Source organism: Tautonia marina (genome assembly GCF_009177065.1).
GTDB classification, from domain to species: domain Bacteria; phylum Planctomycetota; class Planctomycetia; order Isosphaerales; family Isosphaeraceae; genus Tautonia; species Tautonia marina.
Window position 1 is genome coordinate 319988 of the sequence record NZ_WEZF01000004.1, and the last position, 24871, is coordinate 344858.

Sequence of the window (24871 nt, forward strand, 5' to 3'; positions counted from 1 at the left end):
GCATCACGGATTGAAAGTCACTGCATGCCGTCAGTTCTGACGGTCCATCATCGAGCCAATGTGACCTTACCCCGAGGAGCATGCCAGGGGTCAACATAGAGTTCCATTCCCGGTGCCGGTGACTCGTCCTCGTCCAGGAGGAGCCCGAACGCGGGGAACTCACCTTCGAGCCGGGTCACGGCCTCGAAGCCGGGAACCTGAGCGGCCAGTTCCGCAAGGACTTCACCGGAGGAAACGGGACCGCCACCGGGCCGCTCCATCAGGATCGCCAGGATGTCGAGGTCAGGGAGGCTTCCGTCCCGAGGAGGCAAAACCGCGGACGCGTACTGCAGACGACCCTGTGCATTGACGTAGCAGCCGGCCTTTTCGGCGAAGGTTGCGGAGGAAAGGATCACGTCCGCCAGTCCCGCCAGATCCGTCGGCCAGACATCCTGAACGACGAGGAACTTAGTCGCGTCTCGCAAGGCCGTCATCTCGGGGCCTTCGAAGACCGGATCATGACCGCCGCCGGTCACCAACAGGGCGTCAAACGGTTGCTTCGCCGCGTCCGTGCGGAACTGGTCGAACGGAATCACCGAGCCCTGGAAGTGGGTCAAGATTCGCTCAACGCCGTTTCGGTTTGGACACTTCTCGGCGTGAATCGTGAAGGGGCGAGGGACCACGAACGACGTGTCTCCTGTCCGCCCGGCGCGCTGATCGGGAGAGAAGACAACATCGTCACCCACAACCGAATAAGGGCCGAGCACCAGTTGAGCCGACGCACTCAGTCCCTTGACATAGGAGCAGAGGAGATAAGCCTCTTCGACCGTCAAGAACGGGGAAACGATCGCGGCGATTCGTCCGCCCTGGGCGGCGACCTCCTTCAATCGGGTCCGGGCCACGTCGAGCGCTCGGTCCGCCGGAGCTTCTTGAAGCGATCCCGAGTCGCGAAGGTACATCGCAGGCAGGAGATTCTTGTCGTTGGCCGACTTGTAGCTGTAACGACCCTCGTCGCAGATCCAGTAATCATTGACCTTGGGGTTGTACCGCGCCCGAAGGCGCCAGATCTGCCCACGATTCTCCTCGGCCGTGATGTTGCAACCGGTCGAGCAGCGGGTGCAGAGCGACTTGTGCTGGTCGTTGAACCAGAACCGTTGCTTGTGCAGAAAATCCTTGTCGAGCAGCGCACCAACGGGGCAAAGATCGACCACGTTGCCGGCGAGCGGATTGTCAAGCGGATGATCGGGGAAGGTCGTGATCTCGGCGTGGTTGCCACGACGTTCGACTTGCAGCTCGTTGGTTCCCGTAATCTCTCGGGTGAACCGAACACAGCGGGTGCACATGATGCACCGGTCCATGTTCAGTTGAATTTGGTCCGAGACGTCCTTGCGGGGGTTAATGGTCCGCTCTTCCACGAACCGGTGGACCGACTGACCGTGCTTGAAGCTGTAATCCTGCAAGCCGCACTGCCCTGCCTGGTCGCAGACGGGGCAGTCAAGTGGGTGATTGATCAGAAGGTATTCCATGATCATCGACTGATGCGCCTGAACTTCAGGGCTATCGGTGACGATCACGGTCCCATCCTTGGCCGGTGTCTGACACCCGGGGACCATCTTGGGGATCATCTTGATCTCCCCGGTCTTCGGGTCCTTGGCACCGACCTGGATCTCGCACATCCGACAGTTGGCCACGACGGAGAGGGCGGGATGCCAACAGTAGTACGGGATCTCGATCCCGAACCGCTGCGCCGCCTGAATGGCGTTCAGCCGCTCGCCCTCGGGCAGCGTGTACTCCGTACCGTTGATGATGATGGTGGCCATCGAAGGTCCTGGGCGTCTGGGAACCGTGCAGAGCGTGAGCGGTCAAACCGGTGTGTGGATCGGGTTGGGCCGTTAGGGGCCGGGCGTGAGGCGAGGGTTGTCCCCGGGAGCGTCCGGCAACGCCAGCGGCTCGGTCGGATCGGGCATGCTTGTCCCGAAGCGAGAGGGGGAGACACCCTGGAAAATCGCTTCTTGAAGCGGGTTCGGTCGCGCTTCGGGTCGTTGATGCGTGCGAATGTAGTCCTCCAGTTCGGCCCGGAACTTGGCCAGGGCATTCTTGACCGGCCAGGCGGCACCATCAGCAAGACCGCAAATGGTCGTGCCGGGGGTCAAACCCATGTTATTCGCCAGTTGGCCCATCACCTCGAGGTCTTCCAGGCGACCGCCACCGGCCTTGATGCGCTTCATGGTTTTGTAGAACCATGTTGTCCCTTCGCGACAGGGAGTGCACTGGCCACAGCTTTCGTGAGCGAAGAAGCGGCACGTATTGTAAAGGACATCCATGATCGGGGTCTGGTCATCGACCACCGTGACCGCAGCAGTTCCGAGTCCGAGGCATCCGGTTTTGCGAATTTCCTCGAAGTCGAGGGGAACGTCCAGTTCCTCGGCGCTCAGTAAACCCATACTGATGCCGCCGGGAACCGCAGCCTTGACCTTGCGTCCTTTCCAAACGCCTCCTCCGTGATCCTCGATCAACTGACGAGTGGTTACCCCGAGCGGGAGCTCGACGCAGACCTGCTTGTTGACGTGGCCGGAAATCGTGTACAGCTTCGGTCCGTAACTCTTGGGAGTCCCGATCGACTTGAACCAGTCGACCCCTCGCTCAACAATGTGGGGAACGCAGCAAAGCGTTTCGATATTATTCACCACCGTCGGCTTGCGGAAGGCTCCCTCGACGGCCGGAAACGGCGGTTTGATCCGAGGCCAACCCCGCTTCCCCTCAAGACTTTCGATCAACCCTGTTTCTTCACCGCAAATGTACGCCCCGGCGCCTCGGTGAACGTAGATTTCCAGATCGAAGCCCGATCCGAAAATGTTTTTCCCGAGGTAACCCGCCTTCTTCGCCTCGGCGATTGCCTTTTCCATGATGCGGGTGGCGGTAATGTACTCGAAGCGGTTGTAGAGGTAGGCGGTGCTCGCCTTGGTGGCGAAGCAGGAGATGATGATCCCCTCGATCATCTGATGGGGATCACGCTCCAGAAGGTAGCGGTTGTTGAAGGTGGCCGGCTCGCTCTCATCGCCATTGACGCACATGAACGTCTGCTGGCGATCCTTCGGGAGAAACGTCCATTTCAGGCCGGTCGGGAATCCCGCCCCGCCTCGTCCCCGCAGTTCGGAATCCTTGACGAGTTGGACCACCTCGTCAGGCGACATCGAGGTCAACGCCTTCCGAGCGGCCTTGTAGCCACCCCGAGACTCGTAAACTTCGAGCGATTGGCTGTTCTCGACGGCGAAGTTTCGGGTCAAAACGGGTTCAAATGCTGCCACGGTCGTTACGCTCCCAGATCGATCGTTTGTGGGCGGCCAGATGAGTCTCGAGACGTCAGGAACAGTTGCGTCAACCCTCGGTGGCAGGAGCACGGGACGAGTCCCGAACATCCTGAATCATCTCGGCAACCTTCGCTTCGTCGAGAGGCCCGTAAATCCGTCCATCATCACAGAGAGCAGCCGGTGCATGGTCGCAGATTCCAAGGCACTCCGCGAATTCGACGGTCAAAGCTCCGTCCGAGGTCGTCTGACCCGAGCCCTCCACGCCGGCCGCCCGACAGGCGACGCCGAGCAATTCGTCCCCCCCGCGGAGCATGCACGAAATGGATCGGCAAATCCAGAGGCGCTTTTCTCCGATCGGCGCCTGAGGAAAGAAACCGTAGAAGCTCATCGTGTCATGAACATCCGACGGTTGGAGTTCAAGAATCTCCGCGATTTCCTCCATCGCCCGGTACGGAACGCACCGCAGATGATCGTGAACGATGTGGAGCGCGGGGAGCGTGACCGCCCGCTTGTCAGGATACCGAGGGATGTACGCGCGGATTTTTTCCCGGATCGACTCGTTGAGCAACGGGGCGGTGCTGGGACTCTCGGCAGCGGGCATCGGCGTCTTGGTCCTTCTTCGACAAGGGCGAAGGGCGAGGGCGTAGAGTAAGGATCCCGAAAATTCCTCAGCGATCCAGTTCCGCGGCAATGATACTCAGGCTTCCCAGAATCGCCACCACGTCGGCGATCAAGTGATCTTTGATCAGGTGCGGGAAGACGGCAAAGTGGATGAACGACGGCGGGCGGGTTCGGGTTCGCCAGGCAACCTGCGAGCCATCGGCCACGAGATAGTAACCGAGTTCGCCATTGGGACTCTCGACCGCCGCGTAAACCTCGTCGCGAGGACTGTCAGGCCCTCGATTGGGCATGATCAGCTCGAAGTGCTGAATCAGACCTTCCATGCTGTTGTACGCGGTCCCCTTATCGGGCAGTGGGAACTTCTCGGAGATCGGCACGTTCGCAGGACCGCTCGGCAGGTTCTTCACCGCCTGTCGAATGATCTCAAGCGATTGAACCATTTCTTCCATGCGGACCTGGAAGCGGGCGTAGCAGTCCCCTTCCGTGGCGTAAGGGACCTGGAACTTGAAATCCGGATACGCGAGGTAGGGTTCATCCTTGCGCAGGTCGTAGGTGACCCCACTGGCCCGGGCGATCGGCCCACTGCAGGAGAGGTTGATGGCCATCTCCTTGGTCAGGACACCCACGCCCCGCATGCGCTCCAGGAAAATCCGGTTCCGGAAGAGGAGCTTTTCCATGTCCTTGAGCACCTTGGGAGTCTGCTGGAGGACTCGCTCAATGCGCTGAAGGACCTTGTCGTCGAAATCGTAGAGCACTCCACCGACCCGGGTATATCCCGGATGGAACCGGTAGCCCGACATCTGCTCATAGATGTCGTAGATCAGCTCGCGGAGGTTGAAGGCGAAGAGAAACGCCGTGAAGGCACCAAGGTCGAGTGCGGCCGCCCCGGTGCAAAGCAGGTGATCGCTGATCCGGGACAATTCACCGATGATCACGCGGATGTACTTGCACCGCGGTGTGAGTTCGATGTCCAGCAGTTTCTCGACCGCGTGATGCCAGGCCACCTCGTTCATCGGGGGGCTGATGTAATTCTTGCGGTCGGCCACCGTCACGTACTGGTTGAACGTGAGGTGTTCACCCAGTTTCTCAAAGCCCGAATGCAGGTAACCAATGTGAGGCGTGGCTTTGACGATGCGCTCGCCATCGAGCTCCAGAACCAGGCGCAGGGTCGTATGGGTGGCCGGGTGTTGCGGGCCGAAGTTGAGCGTCCAGTGATATTCTTGCTCGCCCGTCCCGACGTTCGCGTCGAGGTCGTCTTCGAGCAGATTGACCGGCATTGCTGGACCTCGCGGGTAAGGTAGAAAGCTGGACGGAGCCGGGATCAAAACGCCCGGTCAAGCAGTCGTCAAGGGGGGAGGATGGTGTCTCAAGCGATCGCAACCCGCAGCAGCGGGAGCGAGCGAAACTCAGGACTGTTCTCGGGTGATCTTCGGGAAGTTATGGCGTTCCCCGCGACCACGAAGCGGGTAATCTTTCCGCAACGGGTAGGAGGTAAACTCATCGGGCATCAAGATCCGGCGGAGGTCAGGATGACCCTCGAACCGAATCCCGTACATATCAAACACCTCACGCTCCATCCAGTCAGCCCCTCCCCAGAGAGACATGACCGAAGGAAGGGTGGGGTCGGGGTCATCAACGCCAACCTTGATGATGATCCGCTCCGACGTCTCCTGCTTGAGCAAGACGTAATGGACTTCGAAGCGAGCCCCTTCCTTCCGATCGGGATACCCGAGGTAGTCGGTGCCACCCAGTTCGGAGAGAAAGGTATAACCGGCGTCGTTCTTCAAGAACGAAAGAACCTCGATGAGAGCCGAGTGATCGACGAGCACCCGCAGATTGTCCCGAAACGTCGACGATCGGATCACGGACGCACCGAATCGCTCGGATAATTGGTCGACGATCGGATGCGAGGTCACCGGGGTCTCAGCGCTCATCAACGGCTCCGAAAGTTCAGGCAATCATGCTCGCGGTCGATCGAGCAAGACGACGCGGAAGGTTAGCGGGTTTCGTCGATCCCAAGCAAGGCATCGCCACCCGGAGATTTGTAGCCGAAACGTCCCTCATCACCTCGCTCGGTGGCAGTGGCGAGGCCCGCGGGAAGGTTGCGCTTCTCGGCGAGCATCTTCTCGCGTTCGGCGAGTTCAGGAAGACCGGTGCCGAAGACCGAGCCACCCGCCTGAATTTTGGCCTGCATATCCATCAAAGCCCTGAGGATCTGCTCGGGCCGGGGCGGGCAGCCGGGGATGTAGACGTCGATCGGGATGAAGCGATCGACCCCTTGTACAACGGCGTAAGTGTCGAAGATGCCTCCGGTGCTGGCACAGGCCCCCATGCTGATTGACCACTTCGGCTCGGGCATCTGCAGCCAGATCCGTTGCAAGACCGGCAGCATTTTCATGGCGACTCGACCGGCGACGATCAGCAGGTCGCACTGTCGGGGGCTGAACCGCATCACCTCAGCGCCGAAGCGGGAGATGTCGAAGCGGCTGGCACCGACGGCCATCAACTCAATTCCGCAGCAGGCGGTAGCGAAGGGCATGGGCCAGAGGCTGTACTTCCTGGCCGCGCTGACGACCGAATCAACCGTCGTCATGATGACGTTTTCAGGAACCTCGATTCCGCCCTTGGTTGCCGGCAATCCTGCCGCAGGACGATTGGTCAGAACCGGGCGGGACGAGGCCGGGACGGAACCGCCGGTGTTCTGGTTCATCGCCATTCGTAGACCCCCTTCTTCCAGGTGTATGCGAATCCGGCGACCAGAATTCCGAGGAACGCCAGAACGCCGAAGAAGGCCATTGTCCTCAATTCCAGTGGCACACCGAACGACGCCCCGAGGGCGGTCGAGGTCTCGTCACGGTGCCACTGGCCAACGGCCCAGGGGTAAAGGAGCAGCAGTTCCACGTCGAAGATGAGGAACTCGATCGCCACGAGATAATAGCGAATGTCAAACCGTTGCCGAGCATCGCCGATCGGGTCCATCCCCGATTCATAGGGCATTTGCTTGACTCGGTTCGACTGCGTCTTGCGGCGACCGGGGCTTAGCAGGTAGCTCATGGTGAGCATGCCCACGGCCACGGAAATCCCCACGAGGATCATCAAAAAGATCGGTGTGAATTCCAGGCCCACACGTCCGCTCCCATTACATCGGGTGATCGTCAAGTCGAAGCGACCGGCGCCCGATTGTGAACAGTTTCACAAGAGGTTTGAAAAAAAAGCTCGGTCAGGCCAATCCTCGGACGAGGAACGTCCAAGCAGCGTGACCGAACAATTGGTCAAGCCGAGGTCGGAAACGATCGGAGATTCTCCAAAACGTTCCTCGACGCTCGGCATGATTGTAAGGTTCGAGGTTCGCCCGTCAAGACGCCAGCGACCGCTCAGTTCGAGTCAGGGCGAACGATTCCGACCGCAACAGCCTGTCGGTTGATGGCACGCGACCATTGGGCGAGGTCTTCGTAAGAGCGAACGGTCCGTGGGAAACCGTCACCGGAGGTACGATCGGGCTGCCCGGAAATCCGGGGCGCGGCACCCTCTTGACCTGTTCGAGGAGCCTGGGAGTCTCGACGACTTGTCGGGGACATGCCTAGACTGATCCGTCGGCTCAAATCCTGATACTGGCGCCGAAGTTCGGCCTTTCGCTCGGGATCGGTTTCTCGCATCGCCTGGAAGTAGAGTTCCTGCCGGGCCTCTTGCATGCGGGCGAATTGTTCGTCGGCTTCGGCGTTGGGCCGATAGACGCGACCAAATTCCGCATCGTAGCGACGGTAGACGTCGTTGGACGGAGAGAGCAAGTCGAGGTCCGCACTGAAACGTGACGTCGAGGGAAGCGGGTAGGTCGGGTTGGTGAACGAGGCATCCCAGGGAACCCCGATTCCGGGAACGCTTCCCATGCCGGGAGGGGTCACCACCCGGGCTCGCCCCGGCCCGAACTGCGTGGCCATCGGAATGGTGGAGGAGCGATACGAGGCTCGGTACGGATCAAACGGGTCGCCGTTGAACTGGGCCTTCAGAGAAGGAGCCAGCCCGAACACCGCCACCAGGAGGAAGCCTCCCGCGGAAAGCCGTCCCGTGTATGCTCGAAAGGCGCCTCGCATGGCGATAATCCTTGATAGACTGCCAGCAATGGAGAGAAGCAGGAGTGACGTCGATCCGTCGATCGGCCTGCAACTCGCGATCCGTTTTCGCGCACTCTCCTAAATCTTAGCATCGAGGCCCAATGAACGTCAGAAAATTCCCGGTAACGCTCCTGTGAGAAGCGGTCATCCGAGCACGACCAGATTATCCCGATGGATCACTTCCTCGTAGTCGGTTCGTCCCTGAAGTTCCTGAATCTGATCGGTGCGGAGTCCCCGGATGGCTCGCGTTTCTTCGAGCGAGTAGTTGCAGAGTCCACGCGCAAATTCGTGGCCTCGGAGATCCCTGATCCCGACCACATCCCCTTTGCGAAACTGCCCTTCCAGCTCGACAATCCCGATCGCCAGCAGGCTGCCTCGACCCGATTCGAGGGCAAGCCGTGCCCCGTCATCCACGATCAAGTAGCCTCGTGGGCGAGCGGTCAGACCAATCCAGCGGCGTCGGGCCTGCTGAGTGGCCCCGGACGCGGGGATGAGGGTTCCGATGGGACGACCATTCAGCACCTGTCGGATCGCGTCCGAGCGCAATCCCGAGGTGATAATGACGGATCCGCCGGCTCGGGCCACGAGCCGAGCGGATTCAAGCTTACTTTTCATCCCCCCTGACCCCAGCTGGCTGCGTCCCGGTCCCACGTGCTGTTCAATGGCCTCGTTGAGATCGTGAATGACCCGGATCGGCGTGTTCTCGATCGACGACGTCAGCGACTCGGCCTGCGAGGGGTCGCAGCGGAGCAGACCATCGACCACGCTCAGGATGACGAGTAACGGCGCCGAGAGCAGATTGGTCACGAGGGCGGCGAGGAAATCGTTATCACCGAACCGAATCTCGTCGACACTCACTGTGTCATTTTCGTTGATAATCGGGATCGAGCCGTATTCGAACAGTGTCAGCAAGGTATTCCGGACATTCAGATAGCGAACGCGATCGTCAAAATCCGATCGGGTCAACAGCAGTTGAGCCGCGCTGAAGCCATGTTTCCGGAACGCCTCATCGTACGCTCGGATCAGATGCGCCTGTCCCGAGGCCGCGGCCGCCTGCAAGTGTCGAAGGTCGGTCGGTCGCCTGGCCAGCCCCAGGCGACCAATCCCGGCACCGACGGCTCCCGAACTGACGATCGCAACGCGTTTGCCGGATTGAACGACTTCGGCGATCTGGTCCGAAAGACTGGCGATCCGTTGTTCGTCCAGTCTGCCATCAGGCGCAGCGAGAACACTGGTGCCGACCTTGATGACCCAGATCGGCGACGAGTGTGCAAGGTCTTCCCGGACCAGGTCCCGCTCCATCCTCATCTCTCCGTCTGGAGCATGCCGAAGCAGAAGACGATCCGGCAGGATTGGCCGAGTCGAAAGCGTCTCCCGCAATTGAGTCTCTCCAGGTGCCCGATTATAATGAAGTTCGCTTCAAGGCCCAGGGCACTCGAAGTCGATGCAAACGTTCCTTCCCCCCCAGGAGAGAACCGTTTGCTCGCCGGATCTCTCGAACGGCCAAACAGGGCTCTCTCCCCCGTAGGACCGGCAGGACTTTCGCGACCATGGGTGAACTTCATCACGAATGCGGCGTGGCCGCCATTGCTCACCTCGATCAGGAGCACGGCCCGCCGGTCGCGCAAACACCTCGCTCTCCGGAGCACGCGGCCCGCTTGATTCCTCGGATGCTGCTCGACATGCAGAATCGAGGACAGCTCGCGGCCGGGATGACCAGCTACCACCCGCGCCGTGACGCCATCCTGGAAACCTACAAACAGCTCGGCACCGTTGCCGAGGCGTTCCGTCTCAATCATCGCGCGAAGTTCGAGTCGATCATGCGCGGGATGGACGGACCGGCGGCCATCGGTCATGTCCGATATGCCACCTGCGGCGGCGATCAGCGGAGCCTGGCCCAGCCGTTCGAACGCGCTCACGGTCGCAAATCGAAGTGGTTCGCCGTGGCCTTCAATGGTCAGCTCACCAACTTCCAGGAGTTGAAGGAGGAGCTGCTCGCTCAGGGAGACTATCACCTGAAGCGGGACACGGACACCGAGATCCTGATGCACTCGATCAGTTACGAGTTGCAGAACGAAGGCCCCGAGATTGATTGGGTCGGGGTGTTCACCCGCCTCTCAAAGCGATTCGATGGGGCATACAACATCGTCTTATTGTCGGCGACGGGTCAGCTCATCGTGGCTCGCGATCCCCTGGGTCTTCGACCGCTCTGCGTGGCCCGCGAAGGGTCGCTCTTTGCGGCGGCCAGCGAGAGCGTTCCCCTGTCGAACCTCGGATTTACGCGGATCGAGTCCTTGCCGCCGGGTCATCTTGCGGTCGTTGATCGCCACTCCGTCCGGGTGACCAGGTTTGCGGCCACTCCGAGGCGAGCGCACTGCTTCTTCGAGTGGATCTACTTCGCGAACGTCGCCAGCACGCTCGACGATTGCTCGGTGTATCTGAGCCGCGCTCGGCTCGGGCGAGAACTGGCCCGAATGGAAGATGTGCCGCGCGATGCCGAAACCATCGTTGTCCCGGTGCCCGACACGGCCAAGGGGGCAGCCGACGCGATGGGCTTCGAGCTGAATCTTCCCTCGGTCGAAGGCTTGATGCGTAATCGCTATCTGGGCCGAACCTTCATTGAAGGGACCGCCGACCGCGAGGCCAAGGTCCGGTTGAAATACACCCCCCTGCCCGAGGTTCTGTCTGGTAAGCGCGTCCTCCTGGTTGAGGACAGTATCGTCCGATCGACCACCATGCGAGCCCTGGTTCATGAGATCCGCCGCCGAGGCGGAGCTCGAGAAATCCATCTCCGCGTGGCGTGTCCGCCGATCATCGCCCCGTGTTTTTACGGGATCGACATGTCGACGCGGGACGAACTGATTGCCCCGCAGTTTGCCGACCTGCCGGACGGCGGACTTTCGGAGGAGGCTCAGAACCGGCTCGCCCAGGAACTCGGGGCTGATAGCCTCCGTTACCTGCCGGTCGATGCGATTGCCCGGTCTATTGGCCTCTCCCCAAACCACCTCTGCCTGGCCTGCGTCACGGGACGCTATCCCACCCCGGCCGGCCAACGCCTCTACGACCTCGAACTGGAGGGGTCGGCCTGTCACCAAAATGGCGCCGGGGGGATTCGAGCCTACGAGACACCGCGTCGTGTCGAAGGAACCGTCTCTGGAGACTGAGGATGTCAAAGGGCGGCGATCACCGAGCCAGGGTTCCCAGAACTCGTACGTTTGGCAATCACCGCCCCCGAACATGAACAACTGGTCTCGTAAGGTGACCTGTCTCAGCAGGCGATTGCCAACCCCGGGCCAATCGGCTTCGGCGATTGATCCAGCAATCAATCCGCCGTTCCGGAATCGAGCGTTCGACGAGCGTTGGTGCCGGTTCCGGCGATGGCGGCCCGCATCTCGGTGTCGGCCTGGACATTCTTGAGCGAGTAGTAATCGCCGATGCCCAGCTGTCCCCGCCGGAAGGCCTCGGCAATTCCCTTGGGCACTTCAGCCTCGGCCGCGACGACCTTGGCGCGGTTTTCCTGGACGGCGGCGAGATTCTCTTGCTCCAGGGCGATGGCGGCGGCGCGCCGTTCCTCGGCCTTGGCTCGGGCCACGCGCATGTCCGCCTCGGCCTGGTCAGCTTGAAGCCGAGCCCCGATGTTGTCACCCACGTCGATGTCGGCAATGTCGATCGAGAGGATCTCGAACGCGGTGCCGGCGTCGAGTCCCTTCTCCAGCACTCGCTTGGAAATCATGTCGGGATTTTCAAGGACCGTCTTGTGGGTCTCGGCAGAGCCGATCGTGGTCACAATGCCTTCACCCACCCGGGCGATGATCGTTTCTTCGGTGGCACCACCGACCAGGCGGTCGATGTTGGTTCGAACCGTCACGCGAGCCTTGGTCTTGAGCTGAATCCCATCCTTGGCGACCGCGTCGACCGTTTGCCGCCCCTTGGCCGGATCGGGACAGTCGATTACCTTCGGATTGACGCTGGTCTGGATCGCCTCAAGCACATTTCTGCCGGCCAGGTCGATCGCCGCGGCCCGTTTGTAGGTCAACGGAATATCAGCCCGTTGCGCCGCGATCAAGGCCCGGATCACATTCATCACGTTGCCACCGGCCAAGTAGTGCGCTTCGAGGTTCTGCCGCGTGACCCCGTCGCGATCGGTCACCCCTGCCTGGACGGCCATGATCTTCGACCGAACAATGATGTTCGGATTGACCTTTCGAAACGTCATGCCGATCAATTCGATCAGCCCAATGTTGGCGTTGGTCGTTTTGGATTGGATCCAGAGGTTGAAGTACTTGGCAAACAGAATGAAGGCAAACAAACTGATAATCGAGACAAAGAGCACGAGAAACACGAGCAGAACGAAGGTATTATTCCCGTCCTGCTGGGCGATCAAGGGAGCGAACATCGGCGACTTCCTGAGGTTGAGCCCTGGTTGGGACGAACCGGCAGCATGGAGAAGACTCTCGCTATAGGGTGTGGACGAATCGACCTGATTTTCAAGATGCTTCTCTCCTCGGCCCCAGGAACGTCATGAGTGTGTGATCGTCCCGATCCCCACGATGCACAGATTCCCAGACCGTTCCTCTCGGGAGGTTTTTTTTGTACGGTCTTCAGCCACGAATCGCTCCCCTCTGAGCCGGTGTTCCCCGCGTGGCTGGGAGACACCCCGAACCTCACCAAAGTCGTAATAGCGTTCAGATATTGACCTTACGCTCGATTCATTCTAGACTTCGAACAGACTGTTGGGATCATTGCCAGGATCGGATGAACGCCATGGCCGAGTCGGATGACCTCCCGTTGGACCTGATCGCCGTCGGAGCGCACCCCGACGATCTTGAAATTGCCTGTGGAGGGACCCTGGCTCGGCTCTCTGACCTGGGCTACCGCGTGGGGATGGTCGATCTGACCGACGGGGAACCGACGCCAGGATCTGCGGGGCCTGATGTCCGGGCTCGTGAAGCGGAGCGCGCAGCGAAGATCCTGGGTGTTGCGGTTCGGGTCGGATTGAACCTTCCCAACCGTCGCCTCTTTGACGGGTTCGAGCAACGGATCGCCCTGGCGAAGGTCTTCCGACGCTACCGACCGCGGGTCGTTCTTGGATTTGGAGGGAAGACGATTCTTGCCTCTCCGGACCACTATCAGGCCATGCTCATGACCGATGCGGCGGTTTTCTATAGTCGCTTGTCGAAATGGGACGAATATTTCGACGGACTGCCGCCCCACACGATCACGAACCAGTTGAGTTTTCCGATCGCGCTTCATCGCCTGGATGCCCCGGATTCTTCCGGGTACATTGTTGCGGACATTGGCGAGACCCTCGACCGGAAGCTTGACGCGATCAGGGCCTACGAAACGCAGTTTCCCCCCTCGAAAGCGCGGCTCTTTCAGACCGTCGAGGCGATGAACCGCTACTTCGGTTTGACGGCAGGGTTCGAGGCCGGTGAACTGTTTATGCACTATCGCACCTTCGGTGTCGACGATTTGATGCGATGGGCCGCGCCTGCTCCGGCCGAGCAGCGACCGGCTCATCGATCGGGATGATGAAGGACCGACGTCTCGTCTGATCGTCTCTGCGTCTTTCCCTCGCCCTTCCCTCGCCGCGAGTTCGCAAAGGGAATCCGGTGTCCTTGAAGAACTGGTTGAAGCGACTCTGGCAATCCAGCCCATCGCGTGGGATGTCCTCGTCGTCGGGCACGCTCGCGGGAGGTTCCCGGAGCTCCGACCCTGCGGAACTCTCACGACGGCTCCGGCTGCGTGTTGGCGTCGTGACCACGACAGGGAACGTCCGCGAGCATAATGAAGACAACTTCTTCGTCCCTGGGCGCGGCTCCCTTTCCTCCTGGCCAGAGGGACTCGATTCCAGTGTCGAAGTCGTCTTGCAGCCGCTCTCGGAGGGTTCCCACGCCACCGACAATGGCACGACTCGCTCGGGGGCTCGCTCAGACATCGGCGGCCCATTCATTGTGGCCGACGGGATGGGAGGGCAACTGGCCGGCGAGCAGGCCAGCCGGATTGCCGTGGAGCTGATCCCCAAGGAATTGCTTGCGAGGCTCGACAGTCAGGACGATCAGGAGGCGATCCGCCAGGCGATCGCCGTGGCCAACCGAGAGATCATTGCCCAGGCTCATGTGGTTCCCGAATGCTCGAACATGGGAACCACAGTGGTGCTCGCCGTCTTTCGACCAGGACGAGCCCTGATTGCCGGGATTGGGGACTCGCGAGCCTATCGGCTTCGAGGAAAGGTGCTGGACCGGCTCACCCGAGATCACGACCTCGCCTCGGCCTTGATCTCGGCGGGGACCATCCGTCCCGAGGAGGCCAGGAACCACCAGTTCCGCCACGTCCTCTACCTCTATCTCGGGAGTCCCGAGGCCCGGGACGGCCCGGAGGATGTTCGTCTGGAAGACCTCCTTCCCGGTGATCGTTTTCTGCTGGCCTCGGATGGCTTGACTGGGGTCGTGACCGACGACGCGTTGACGGAACTGCTCGGCCGGGCGGACGACCCGCACCAAATCGCTCAGGATCTGGTCCGAGCGGCCTTGCAAAACGAGTCTCGCGATAACGTCACCTGCATGGTCATTACGGTCGAGGCGTTGAACGACGAGTCCGAGAAGGCACCATCCGTCGAGCCCGCCGGCTGACATGATTGAATCGTTGATTGACCCGCGAGGCTTGCCAGCGGCACGGTCCATGTTCCTGACCTCGACCAGGGTCATTCCCAAAGGTCCTCCGGCCCATGCTCCGGCTCGACACCTTCGTCCAATGCCTGATCAAAAGTCGCTTACTCTCCTCGGAAGAGATCGACCGCCTGCGAACCTCGCTTCCTCCGGGAACCGAGACTGATGCCGTTGGCTTCGCCCGGATGCTCGTGGATCGCGGCCTTCTGACCCGATACCAGGCCAATAAACTGCTCAACGGGCGGACCTGGGGATTCTTCCTGGGCGATTACCGCATCATGAAGCGGCTCGGCGAAGGCGGGATGGGTAAGGTCTACCTCGCTCGTCGAGAACGCGACCATCTCCGCGTTGCCATCAAGGTTCTCCCTCCAAAGAAAGCCCTCGAAGATGAGCAGGCGCTTCGTCGGTTCTATCGAGAGATGGAGTTATCCCGGCGGGTCCACCACCCGAACCTGACCCGAACCCTCGAAGTCGGCTCGGTCGGTGATGCCCATTACATGGTGATGGAGTACGTGCCGGGGGACAGTCTCTATAACCTCGTCAAAGGCATTCACGGAGGTTCCGGTCCGCTCCGATTCGACGAGGCTGCGCGCTACTTCGTTCGGGTCCTTTCGGGATTGCACGCGGCCCACGAGGCAGGCCTCGTTCATCGCGACATCAAACCCTCGAACCTGATGGTCACTCCCGAGGGAGACGCCAAGATCCTTGACCTCGGGCTGGCCAAGTCGATGGGTGAAGAAGGGGCCTTGACCCACCCGAACGCAGTCGTCGGCACGCTCGACTATGCCAGCCCCGAGCAACTCGCCGACGCCTCGCAGGCCGATCGCCGCAGCGATCTGTACAGTACCGGCTGCACCATCTATTTCTCCCTCGCCGGTCGGCCGCCGTTTGAAGGGGGAGACATTGTGAGCAAGATTTTCCGCCACCGGATGGAGGATCCCGACCCTCTGGAAAAGCTCTGCCCCGATGTCCCCCCCGCGTTTGCCGCGGTGATCGCCAAGGCCATGGCCAAACAGCCCGAAGACCGCCACCAGTCGGCCCTCGAACTCCAGGCCGATCTGGCGCGTTGGACCGATACCCGAGCGCTTCGGCAAGCGACCTCAGGAACGAAACGGACCTTCCGCCCCCCTCCTCCCGAACTGGACGACGACGACTTCCGTCTCGACGGCGATCCCAGCCAGTTCTCCGCCCTCGGGGCGCTCCGCGATCTGGGCGAAGCGGAAATCTCGGCACCCTTGAGCAAACCTCCCGTGGTCCCCCGCACGGCGGTCATCCTCCGTGATGAGGACGTGACGGACGATGATCCTGATGAATCCGGCTCCTACCCGAACATCCCGGCCATTCCCCTTCCCACCCGATCCGACGATGATCGCGTGGTGCGGATCGCCTTCACCATTCTGGCAATCGTTGTGGTCCTGATTCTCCTCGCGGTCATGATCTCCAACTTCTGAGGAAGGCAAGGTTGGAGCTCAAGCGCTCGCCGCAATCGCAGGCTCGTAAACCCGTTCTCCACCGAGTAAGCTGGCGAGAAATGTCCCTCTGAAGGACCGCTCAATCCCTGAGGTGCTTGAGGGTCGGTCCTTGCGGGTTCAACGACTCGGAGCGATTCCCGATGGTTCACCGATCAGCGTTGCTTCTCAGTCTCCTGGCATTCAGTCCCTGCGTCATCGAAGCCAACGGGCAGGAGAATGATCCCGTGCGGATCTACGTGGGAACCTACACGGAGGGAGACGATCAAGGGATCAACCTCCTGGAAATGGACCCCGAATCCGGCCGAATCACCCTGAACGGGGTTGTTGCGACCACCGAGAACCCCTCCTTTTTGGCATTTCATCCGAGCAAACCCCTGCTCTACGCCGTCAACGAGGTCGGACAGTTTGAGGGGGAATCCAGCGGGGCCGTGAGCGCCTTCCGCATCGACCCGGAATCCGGCACGCTGACCCTGATCAATCAGCAAGCCTCGAAGGGTGGCGCTCCTTGCCACATCATTGTTGATTCCAGTGGCAAGAATGTTTTGATCGCCAACTATAGCGGTGGCAACGTCGCGGTCTTGCCGATCAACGACGACGGCTCGCTGGGCGAGGCCAATGCGGTTCAGCATGAGGGTTCCGGCCCGAATCCGAGGCGCCAGGAAGGGCCGCACGCCCACTCGATTAACCTCGACGCCACCGAGAACTTTGCCGTGGCCGCCGATCTGGGGATCGACAAATACCTGGTCTACCGCTTCGATCCCGAATCCCACACCCTGACCCCCAACGATCCCCCCGCCGCCTCGGTGCAGCCCGGCGCAGGGCCGAGGCATTTCGACTTTCATCCCAGCAATCGGCTCGCGTTTGGCATCAACGAAATCGACTCGACAGTCACCGCGTTCCTCTTCGATCCCGACGCCGGAACACTCACGGAAACCCAAACCGTCTCGACCCTTCCCCCCGATACCGACGTCTCGAATTCCACGGCCGACATTCACGTCCACCCTTCCGGTCGGTTCGTCTACGGATCGAACCGCGGTCACAACAGCATCGCCATCTTCCGGATCGACGAGGAGGCAGTCACCATCGCCCCGATCGGGCATCAATCGACCGGTGGTTCCACGCCGCGCAACTTCGCCATCGACCCGACGGGCCGGTTCCTGCTCGCCGCCAATCAGGCGACCGGCTCGATTGTCGTCTTCCGGATCGACCAGGAATCCGGAACCCTGACACAAACCGAATTCCAGGTTGAAGTCCCCTCTCCCGTCTGCCTCAAGTTCGTGCCCCACGGGGATTGATCCGTCGAACATTCGAGGTGCGGCCCGATCGATCGCCATTCGCCAACCGTTTTCCTCCTTGCCCGAGCGGAAACGGTTGGCGCCACTTCATGCTCAGAACCAGAAGCCTCTCAAGCGTCTGAGGCTTCCGTCTCGGCTTGAACACAGCGGAACATGATGTCCATCATTCGGTTGAGCTGCTCGGTCGTAATGCTCAACGGCGGCATCACGACCAGAACATCTCCGAGCGGGCGGATCAGGAGTCCCAACTCCCTGGCCCGGCGACAGACCCGCGGGCCGACCTGGCGATGCCACGGATACTCGGCCTTCGACTCTTGATCCAGCACCAGTTCAATGCCCGCCATCAGCCCCCGCTGGCGAATGTCGCCGACATGCCGGAGCGCGGCGAACTCCTGCAAACGCTCCGTCAGGAATTCGATTTTCGGACCGAGTTGTTCCAGCGTCCGCTCCTCATCAAACACCCTGAGGGTTGCCAACGCCGCCGCCGCGCCGAGGGGATTGCCGCCGTAGGTATGCCCGTGCTGAAAGGTCTTCCCCTCGGCCGCCGTCGCGTCAAAGGCTGAGAAAACCTCCTCGGTCGTTAAGGTCGCGGCCAGAGGCAGGTAGCCGCCGGTGATCCCCTTGGCCAGACAGAGGAAGTCGGGCGTCACCTCCTCCTGTTCGCAGGCAAACATCGTCCCGGTGCGACCAAAGCCCACCGCGACCTCGTCGGCAATGAGGAAGGTCCCGTGCCGCTGGGTAATCTCGCGCAGTCCCCGAAGATACCCCTCCGGATGGACGACGATTCCGGCCGCTCCCTGGACAATCGGCTCAATGACCACCGCGGCGACCTTTCCCGGATGCGCACCGAGGAGCCGGTCCACCTCATCGAGGCAGGCAATCTCGCACTCCGGGCGCTTCAGACCCAGTGGGCATCGGTAGCAGAACGGAATGGGAGCCCTCAGCACGGGAAAGAGCAAGGGCTGAAACATCGTATGGAAGCGATCGACGCCTCCGAGGCTCACGTCTCCGAGCGTATCCCCGTGATAGGCCCCCCCGAGGGCGACGAACTTGGACCGCTCCGGCTCGGGATTGGTCTTCTGCCTCCAGTACTGGAAGGCCATCTTCAGGGCGACCTCAACGGCGGTCGCTCCGTTGTCAGAGTAAAAGACGCGGGTCAAGCCTTCGGGAGCCCGCTCAACAAGGTGCCGGGCCAGTTCGATGGCGGTCGGATGCGTCAGGCCGAGAAGCGTTGAATGAGCGATCGCATCGAGTTGGTCTCGGATCGCGGCGTCAATCGTCGGATGCCGGTGGCCGTGGACGTTGCACCAGAGGGAGCTGACCCCGTCGAGGTAGCGATTGCCTTCCGAGTCAATCAGTTCGACACCCTCTCCGCGCTCAATGATCAGCGGCATTCCCGATGCCCAGTCGGCCTGAGCGGTGAACGGGTGCCAAAGATGCTCGATGTCCCATCGGCGAAGGGTGTCGGAGTCCGGGCGAGAGGTCGGCATGGTGACTCGTGAGCGGGCAAGGGCCTCGCCGTTCATCCTTTCTTTCGGAACCAGACCGTGGCTCCTGCGCCACAGTCGAGAAACCGACCGGCATCACCGTTGACGAGGGAAACTTCGAGCCAGCCCGAACTGCCCACCAGGCTGACCAGGGTTCCGGGGGGTTGCAGGCCGTAGGTCCGGGTCAGCCCGTGGATGCGATGCCCGGCGATCTCAATATCCCAGTCTTCCGGAGACGTCTCACCGAGCATTTCGACTGGAACGTTGGTAATCAGGTTGCCGAACGAGTCGCCGAAGATCACCTCTCCAACCACCTCGGAACCATCGCGACGAGGCTCGACGGCCGGGAGTCGCGTGATTCCGTGCCTCGGAGGACCGAGTTCCTGCGGCGGCCGACCGAGCAACAGATGGGCCGCCGCGGGAGCAAGCAGATCTCGTCCGTGAAACGTGTTCGAGATCGGCTCTCGGGCAATCGCCCGGTTCTCCAGTTCAAAGACCTCTTGCACCGAGAAGTTGCGGGCCACGTAGGTCAAGAATCCATTGTCGGGAACCACAAACCACTGTTCGGCCAGCCGGGCGGCGATCAGCCGACGCTGGGTTCCGACTCCCGGATCGACCACGCCCAGATGCACGGTGCCCGGTGGAAACGTATCGACCACGCAGGCAATCACAAAGGCGGCTTCGAGGACATTTTGAGGGCCAATCCGATGGCTGACGTCCACGAGTTGCACGTGAGGGACGCGGGCCAGGACGACTCCCTTCATCGCAGCCACGTAGGGACCGTCGCCGCCGAAGTCGGTGGTGAGCGTGAGGATGGGCGGTCTCATAAACGGTCCCTCTCGATTTCCAAGGGCCGAGTTGACTCAGCTCAGCCGGGCGAGGAGGACGAAGCCGCCTCATGGTACACGGTGATTTGAGACGAAATCCCCCCCCGAGGGGTGAACTGCCCGATCACGGTCATGCGTCGGGGCTCACAGGCCGCCACCAGATCATCGAGAATCACGTTGATCGAGTTTTCGTAGAAGATGCCACGATCCCGATACGCTTGAAGGTACATCTTCAACGATTTCAGCTCGATACAGCGTGTGTCAGGGACGTAGCGAATCGTGATCGTCCCAAAATCCGGCTGACCGGTCTTGGGACAAACGGCGGTAAACTCCGGGCAAACGATTTCGATCTCGTAGTCCCGTCCAGGAAATTGGTTCTCGAACGTCTCCAGCGACATGCTCGGCTCCCAGCAGGACCCGTCGTCTAGGGACGGTTGGCGGGTCCTCGTTGATCAAACACGATCACGGTTCTGACGAGCAATTGTACCCAAATTCACCCATCCTCGTCCCCCCTTCCCTCCCCGACACCTTGCGACCGATTCGAGGGGCTGGATAACGTAGGGAACACTTCGCGATCCGAACGCCGATGACCTCTCCCCCTCTCCCAAGGTCTCGCCGCCTGTGTTCTGACTGCGCGACTTCTTGGAACATCGTGGCCCTTCCCAAGGATATTGAGACACACATCATGACTCGACCCCCGCAACCGCGGCCTCCTGCCAGATGGGGCAGACGTGCGATGACTGCCGCGACGTTGATCGTCATGCTCGTCGCTCCGGCAATCTCTCGGGCGCAAGGCCTCGAACGCCGCCCCGACTATCGCCCCGCCGCCTTTGCCATCACCGGAGCCACCATCGTCGCCAGCCCCGACCTCACCATCGAGAACGGGACGGTGATCCTTCGGAACGGTCTGATCGAGGCCGTGGGCCCCACCACGGACATCGAAGTCCCCTACGATGCGGAGACAATCGACGGAGAGGGACTGTTTCTTTACCCCGGATTCATTGATCTCTACACCACGATCGGCCAGGACGAGAATGTTCCCCGTTCCGAGACCGGACTGAGTCGGCCGATCCCGCTCCGTGAATTTGCTCAGGCGAGCACTCCTCCCGACAACCGGAACGGCCTGACTCCGGAATTTCGGGTCGCTTCGGCGCTCAAACTCGACGAAAGCACGGTCAGCGCTCGCCGGAACCTCGGCTTCACCACCCTGATCTCCGCCCCTTCCGGCTCGATTGCCACCGGCCAGAGCGCCCTGGTTTCCCTCGGTGGCCTCGGCCGACGGGAGTCGATTATCAGTGAGTCGGTGGCGCTTCATCTGAATCTCGCCAACCCTCGCGGACGAGAATACGGCCTCTTTGACGCCTTCGGGATTCGTCACGACGAACACTGCGCAGGCCATACCCACAGCCCCCAGGACGAGGTCTTGATCCATCTGATCGAGGAGGCGATGGCCGCCGCCGGCCCTCCCGATTCCGGTGGATATCCGGGTGCCTTGATGGGTGTGGTTGCTCACTTGCGCCAGGCAATGCTCGACGCCGAGTATCATCACAAGCTCCTGGAATTCGCCCGTGACAAGGGTGGGCCTCTTCCTCCCTTCGACCCGAGCCTGGAAGCCCTGTACGCCGCCCGCACCAGAGCCTTGCCCGCCTGGTGGCAAGCCGACAGCCGAGACGCCATCCACCGCGTCCTCGACCTCGCGGACGAGTTCGGCACCAGCGCGGTCCTCGTCGGTGCTCAAGAGGCATCCAAGGTTCTCGATCGCCTTGAAGCCACCAAGACCCCGGTGGTGCTTCGAGTCGACTTCTCGAAAGAGCCCGAGGTTCCCTCCGAGGCCGAGTACCGCGAGAAGCCCCTCGCCGAGCGCGATCCACCACTCCGCGAGCTTCAGCAGAGCAAGGCCCGATGGAACGATCGGGTGGGACTTGCCGCCACCCTGGCCGAGGCCGGGATCCCTTTTGCCTTCTCCAGCGATGGCCTGAATCGCGTCGGCGACTTCCACGCCAAGGTCCGCGAGGCGATCTCCGCCGGCCTCGATGAAGCCGATGCCATCAAGGCCCTGACTCTCGACGCGGCCCAGATCGCCGGGGTGGCCGATCGACTCGGCACCATCGAGCCCGGCAAGCTGGGCCATCTGGTCGCGTGGGACGGATCGTACGCCTCGAAGGATGCCAAGCTTCGTTACCTGTTCGTCGATGGTGCGAAGTTCGAAATGAACGCAGGAGAGCGTTCGAGCAACTCCAATCGAACCGCGGAAGAACCCTCCGATTCGTCTGACGACGATGAGTCTGAAGACGACGCAGAGACAAAGCCCGAAGACGATGCCCAGGAGGAGCAGGAAGCCGAGGATGAGCCCGCGTTCGTCGATGTTGCAACCGAGTTCGATGAGGACCGCGTGCCCTCGCTGACCACGGGTGGGAACGTCCTGATCAAGGACGCAACCATTCTCACGGTGAGCAACGGCACGATCCCCAAAGGCTCGATCCTGATCAAGGACGGCAAGATCGCGGAGATTGGCGCATCGGTCGAAGCTCCCGAAGACGTGACCGTCCTCGACGCAAAGGGCATGGTCGCCCTTCCCGGCATCATCGACACCCATTCGCACATGGCGATCGAAGGAGGCGTCAATGAAGGGTCGCTCTCAATCAACCCCGAGGTGCGCGTCAAGGATGTCGTCACCGGCGACGACGTGACCATCTTCCAGGCCGCGGCCGGAGGCGTCACCGCGGCCCGATTGCTTCACGGTTCGGCCAACACGATCGGTGGCCAGGACGCCGTGATCAAGCTCGTCTACGGCAAGGCTGCCCGTGACCTGATCATTCAGGACGGTCCCCAGGGGGTCAAGTTCGCCCTTGGCGAGAACGTGACCCGCAAACGGGACTCTCGCCCCGATCGGTTCCCCTTCACTCGCCCCGGTGTCGAAGCGGTCCTGATCCGAGCCTTTGAGGAAGCCAAGGATTACCAGGCACGCCGCAGAGCGTTTGCCGATGCCGTTGCGGCTGGCAAAGACGTTTCTCCTTTCCGCCGCGATCTGCGGCTTGAAGCCCTCGCCGACATGCTCGACGGCACGATCAAGATTCACAGCCATTGCTACCGGGCCGATGAAATCTTGATGCTCCTTCGCACGGCCGAGCGCTACGGCATGAAGGTCCAGTCACTCCAGCACGTGCTCGAAGGCTACAAGGTCGCGGCCGAGATCGCAGCCCACGGCGCGAGCAATTCGACCTTCTCCGACTGGTACGCCTACAAGGTCGAAGCCTACGACGCCATTCCGCACAACGCGGCCTTGCTCACCGAGGCCGGCGCGGCCGTCTGCATCAAGAGCGACAGTGGCGAGGAGGTTCGCCACCTCTACGTCGAAGCCGCCAAGATGGTCCGCTATGGGGGAGTCTCCGAGGACCAGGCCCTTGCCATGATCACCCTGAACCCCGCCCGAGAACTGGGGCTCGATCACCGTCTCGGCTCGATCGAGGTCGGGAAGGATGCCGACATCGCCCTGTTCAACGCGCACCCGCTCGACGGCTTCGCCCAGTGCCAGCTCACCCTGATCGACGGCGAAGTCGCCTTCCAGCGTTACCACGGTGAGGACAAGCCGATCCTTCGCCCTCGACCGGGGAGCCACGAGCAGATGCCGCAAGCGCCCGAGGCCATTCGCGCCCAACAGGTCGAGATCGCCACAAACGCGGATGGGCTTTATGCGTTGATCAACGCGACGATTCACCCCGTGACCGGCCCAACGATCGAGGGCGGAACGATCGTCATCAAGGGCGAGACCATCGCCGAGGTTGGGGGTGCGGAGACAGCCGTTCCTGAGAATGCCACTACCATTGACCTCGGTGGTCTCGACGTCTGGCCGGGAATGATCGACTCGGGCAGTGATCTCGGCCTGAACGAGATCGGCAGCATTTCCGCCACCCAGGACGCCCAAGAGCTTGCTCCTTACCAGCCCGAGCTACGCGCCAGCGTGGCGATCAACGCGGATTCGGCCCTGATCGCAGCGAACCGGATCGCCGGCGTCCTCTCCGGCTTCGTCCGACCGACCGGCGGCACGATTTCCGGACAGGGAGCCTTGATCGATCTGAACGGCTGGATCTGGTCTGAGATGGTCCAGGGTGACGAACTGGCCCTTTATGTCAACGTCCCCCCTGCCCCTCCGGCGAACCTCGATGACGTGCTCAGCCGTGTGTCGGCTCAGTTTGCCGAACGATATCGGGAACGGTTCCGGGATCGAGAAAAGCGTCTCGATGAGTTCAAGCAACTGTTTCGGTCGGCGACGCGGTTCGATGAAATCCGACAGGCCGCACTCGATCGCGGCGAATCCCCTCCGGTCGATCCTCGTCTGGAGGCCCTCGCACCCTTCGCCAGAGGGGAGAAGCCGGTCGTCTTCGCGGCCAACGGCCGGGGAGAAATCCTCTCTGCCCTCGATCTCGCCGATGAACTCGGCCTGAAGGCGATTCTTAGCGGCGGTGCGGACGCCTGGAAAGTCGCCGATCGGATCAAGGAAGCAGGTGTCCCCGTTCTGATCGCCGGAACCCACCGGAATCCTGGTCGTAACGACCCCTACGACGCGGCGTATGCGAATCCGGCCTGGCTCGTCGAGGCCGGTGTCACCGTCGCGATCAGCTCGACCGGCGATGCCTCGGAGGTGCGCAACCTGCCGATGGAAGCCGCGATGGCCGTGGCATATGGCTTGTCCGAGGAAGACGCCATCAAGGCAGTCACCCTCGTTCCCGCCGAGATTTTCGGGGTCGCCGATCAGCTCGGCTCAATCGAACCCGGCAAGCGAGCGAATCTCGTCATTGCCGCCGGTCACTTGCTCCAACCAACCACCGAGGTCAAGCACCTGATCATCGGCGGTCGGCCTGTTGCTCCCGAAAGTCGCCAGACGGAACTCTATGAGCGTTATCGTCGCCGCCTTTCTGAGATCCGAGACGGCATCAGCCCCATCGGTCTCGTCCGTGATGCAGCCGCCCCACCCAGCACGGTCGGAGAGACCGATCCGTCACGGGATGAGCCGGCAAAGATCGAGTCACGCTGAGTGACTGAAGATCTGGATCAGAGCCGTCACCCCGGAGAAGTTGCTCGGGGTGACGGCTCGTTCT

General features: G+C 61.5%; 19 protein-coding genes. 6 read left to right on the forward strand and 13 right to left on the reverse strand.

Annotated elements, in window-relative coordinates; genetic code table 11:
• Positions 1 to 47 precede the first annotated feature (47 nt).
• From GA615_RS07315 to proB, 9 genes are all read right to left on the reverse strand, one after another.
• Positions 48 to 1799, reverse strand: coding sequence for a molybdopterin-dependent oxidoreductase (locus GA615_RS07315; RefSeq protein ID WP_152050616.1), 1752 nt, complete (start codon positions 1797 to 1799; stop codon positions 48 to 50).
• A 72-nt stretch (positions 1800 to 1871) separates the two neighbouring features.
• The gene (nuoF, locus tag GA615_RS07320) at positions 1872 to 3287 is read right to left on the reverse strand and encodes an NADH-quinone oxidoreductase subunit NuoF (protein ID WP_152050617.1); all 1416 of its coding nucleotides are present in this window, start codon (positions 3285 to 3287) and stop codon (positions 1872 to 1874) included.
• A 70-nt stretch (positions 3288 to 3357) separates the two neighbouring features.
• Positions 3358 to 3891 carry an NADH-quinone oxidoreductase subunit NuoE family protein gene (locus tag GA615_RS07325; RefSeq protein ID WP_152050618.1) on the reverse strand — a complete coding sequence of 178 codons (534 nt, stop codon included), beginning with the start codon at positions 3889 to 3891 and terminating at the stop codon, positions 3358 to 3360.
• Positions 3892 to 3958: 67 nt separating this feature from the next.
• Positions 3959 to 5188: an NADH dehydrogenase (quinone) subunit D gene (gene nuoD, locus GA615_RS07330; protein WP_152050619.1), complete on the reverse strand. Its 1230-nt coding sequence runs from the start codon at positions 5186 to 5188 to the stop codon at positions 3959 to 3961.
• Between the two features lie 129 nt (positions 5189 to 5317).
• A complete protein-coding gene (locus tag GA615_RS07335; protein ID WP_152050620.1) occupies positions 5318 to 5845 on the reverse strand; it encodes an NADH-quinone oxidoreductase subunit C in 528 nt (175 codons plus the stop codon).
• A 62-nt stretch (positions 5846 to 5907) separates the two neighbouring features.
• Entirely contained in the window at positions 5908 to 6504 is a 597-nt protein-coding gene (locus GA615_RS07340) for an NADH-quinone oxidoreductase subunit B (protein ID WP_390622221.1), read from the reverse strand.
• A 113-nt stretch (positions 6505 to 6617) separates the two neighbouring features.
• Positions 6618 to 7037 (reverse strand): NADH-quinone oxidoreductase subunit A, encoded by a 420-nt coding sequence (locus GA615_RS07345; protein ID WP_152050622.1) that lies wholly within the window; start codon positions 7035 to 7037, stop codon positions 6618 to 6620.
• Positions 7038 to 7285: 248 nt separating this feature from the next.
• Entirely contained in the window at positions 7286 to 8002 is a 717-nt protein-coding gene (locus tag GA615_RS07350; RefSeq protein ID WP_152050623.1) for a hypothetical protein, read from the reverse strand.
• Between the two features lie 165 nt (positions 8003 to 8167).
• Positions 8168 to 9325 (reverse strand): glutamate 5-kinase, encoded by a 1158-nt coding sequence (gene proB, locus GA615_RS07355; protein ID WP_235905177.1) that lies wholly within the window; start codon positions 9323 to 9325, stop codon positions 8168 to 8170.
• Between the two features lie 248 nt (positions 9326 to 9573).
• Here proB and GA615_RS07360 point away from each other — a divergent pair, with 248 nt between their 5' ends.
• Positions 9574 to 11187: an amidophosphoribosyltransferase gene (locus GA615_RS07360; RefSeq protein WP_152050625.1), complete on the forward strand. Its 1614-nt coding sequence runs from the start codon at positions 9574 to 9576 to the stop codon at positions 11185 to 11187.
• Positions 11188 to 11345: 158 nt separating this feature from the next.
• Here GA615_RS07360 and floA read toward each other — a convergent pair whose 3' ends face one another.
• Positions 11346 to 12419: a flotillin-like protein FloA gene (gene floA, locus GA615_RS07365; RefSeq protein ID WP_152050626.1), complete on the reverse strand. Its 1074-nt coding sequence runs from the start codon at positions 12417 to 12419 to the stop codon at positions 11346 to 11348.
• 368 nt (positions 12420 to 12787) lie between these two features.
• Here floA and GA615_RS07370 point away from each other — a divergent pair, with 368 nt between their 5' ends.
• The 4 genes from GA615_RS07370 to GA615_RS07385 all read left to right on the forward strand — a co-directional run bounded on the left by GA615_RS07370 (position 12788) and on the right by GA615_RS07385 (position 17458).
• Positions 12788 to 13555, forward strand: coding sequence for a PIG-L family deacetylase (locus tag GA615_RS07370; RefSeq protein WP_152050627.1), 768 nt, complete (start codon positions 12788 to 12790; stop codon positions 13553 to 13555).
• Between the two features lie 224 nt (positions 13556 to 13779).
• Positions 13780 to 14655: a PP2C family protein-serine/threonine phosphatase gene (locus GA615_RS07375; protein ID WP_161602215.1), complete on the forward strand. Its 876-nt coding sequence runs from the start codon at positions 13780 to 13782 to the stop codon at positions 14653 to 14655.
• A gap of 95 nt (positions 14656 to 14750) precedes the next feature.
• Positions 14751 to 16142 (forward strand): serine/threonine protein kinase, encoded by a 1392-nt coding sequence (locus tag GA615_RS07380; RefSeq protein ID WP_152050629.1) that lies wholly within the window; start codon positions 14751 to 14753, stop codon positions 16140 to 16142.
• Between the two features lie 161 nt (positions 16143 to 16303).
• Positions 16304 to 17458 carry a lactonase family protein gene (locus GA615_RS07385; protein ID WP_152050630.1) on the forward strand — a complete coding sequence of 385 codons (1155 nt, stop codon included), beginning with the start codon at positions 16304 to 16306 and terminating at the stop codon, positions 17456 to 17458.
• Between the two features lie 110 nt (positions 17459 to 17568).
• Here GA615_RS07385 and bioA read toward each other — a convergent pair whose 3' ends face one another.
• From bioA to queF, 3 genes are read right to left on the reverse strand one after another with little or no spacing between them, the layout of a single operon-like run.
• Positions 17569 to 18948: an adenosylmethionine--8-amino-7-oxononanoate transaminase gene (gene bioA, locus GA615_RS07390; protein WP_152050631.1), complete on the reverse strand. Its 1380-nt coding sequence runs from the start codon at positions 18946 to 18948 to the stop codon at positions 17569 to 17571.
• 32 nt (positions 18949 to 18980) lie between these two features.
• Positions 18981 to 19772 carry an SAM hydrolase/SAM-dependent halogenase family protein gene (locus tag GA615_RS07395; protein WP_152050632.1) on the reverse strand — a complete coding sequence of 264 codons (792 nt, stop codon included), beginning with the start codon at positions 19770 to 19772 and terminating at the stop codon, positions 18981 to 18983.
• 41 nt (positions 19773 to 19813) lie between these two features.
• Complete coding sequence (queF, locus tag GA615_RS07400) at positions 19814 to 20170, reverse strand: preQ(1) synthase (protein WP_152050633.1); 357 nt, start codon at positions 20168 to 20170, stop codon at positions 19814 to 19816.
• A gap of 338 nt (positions 20171 to 20508) precedes the next feature.
• Between queF and GA615_RS07405 the strand changes: the two genes are divergently transcribed.
• Complete coding sequence (locus tag GA615_RS07405) at positions 20509 to 24807, forward strand: amidohydrolase family protein (protein WP_152050634.1); 4299 nt, start codon at positions 20509 to 20511, stop codon at positions 24805 to 24807.
• The last annotated feature ends 64 nt before the right edge of the window (positions 24808 to 24871 follow it).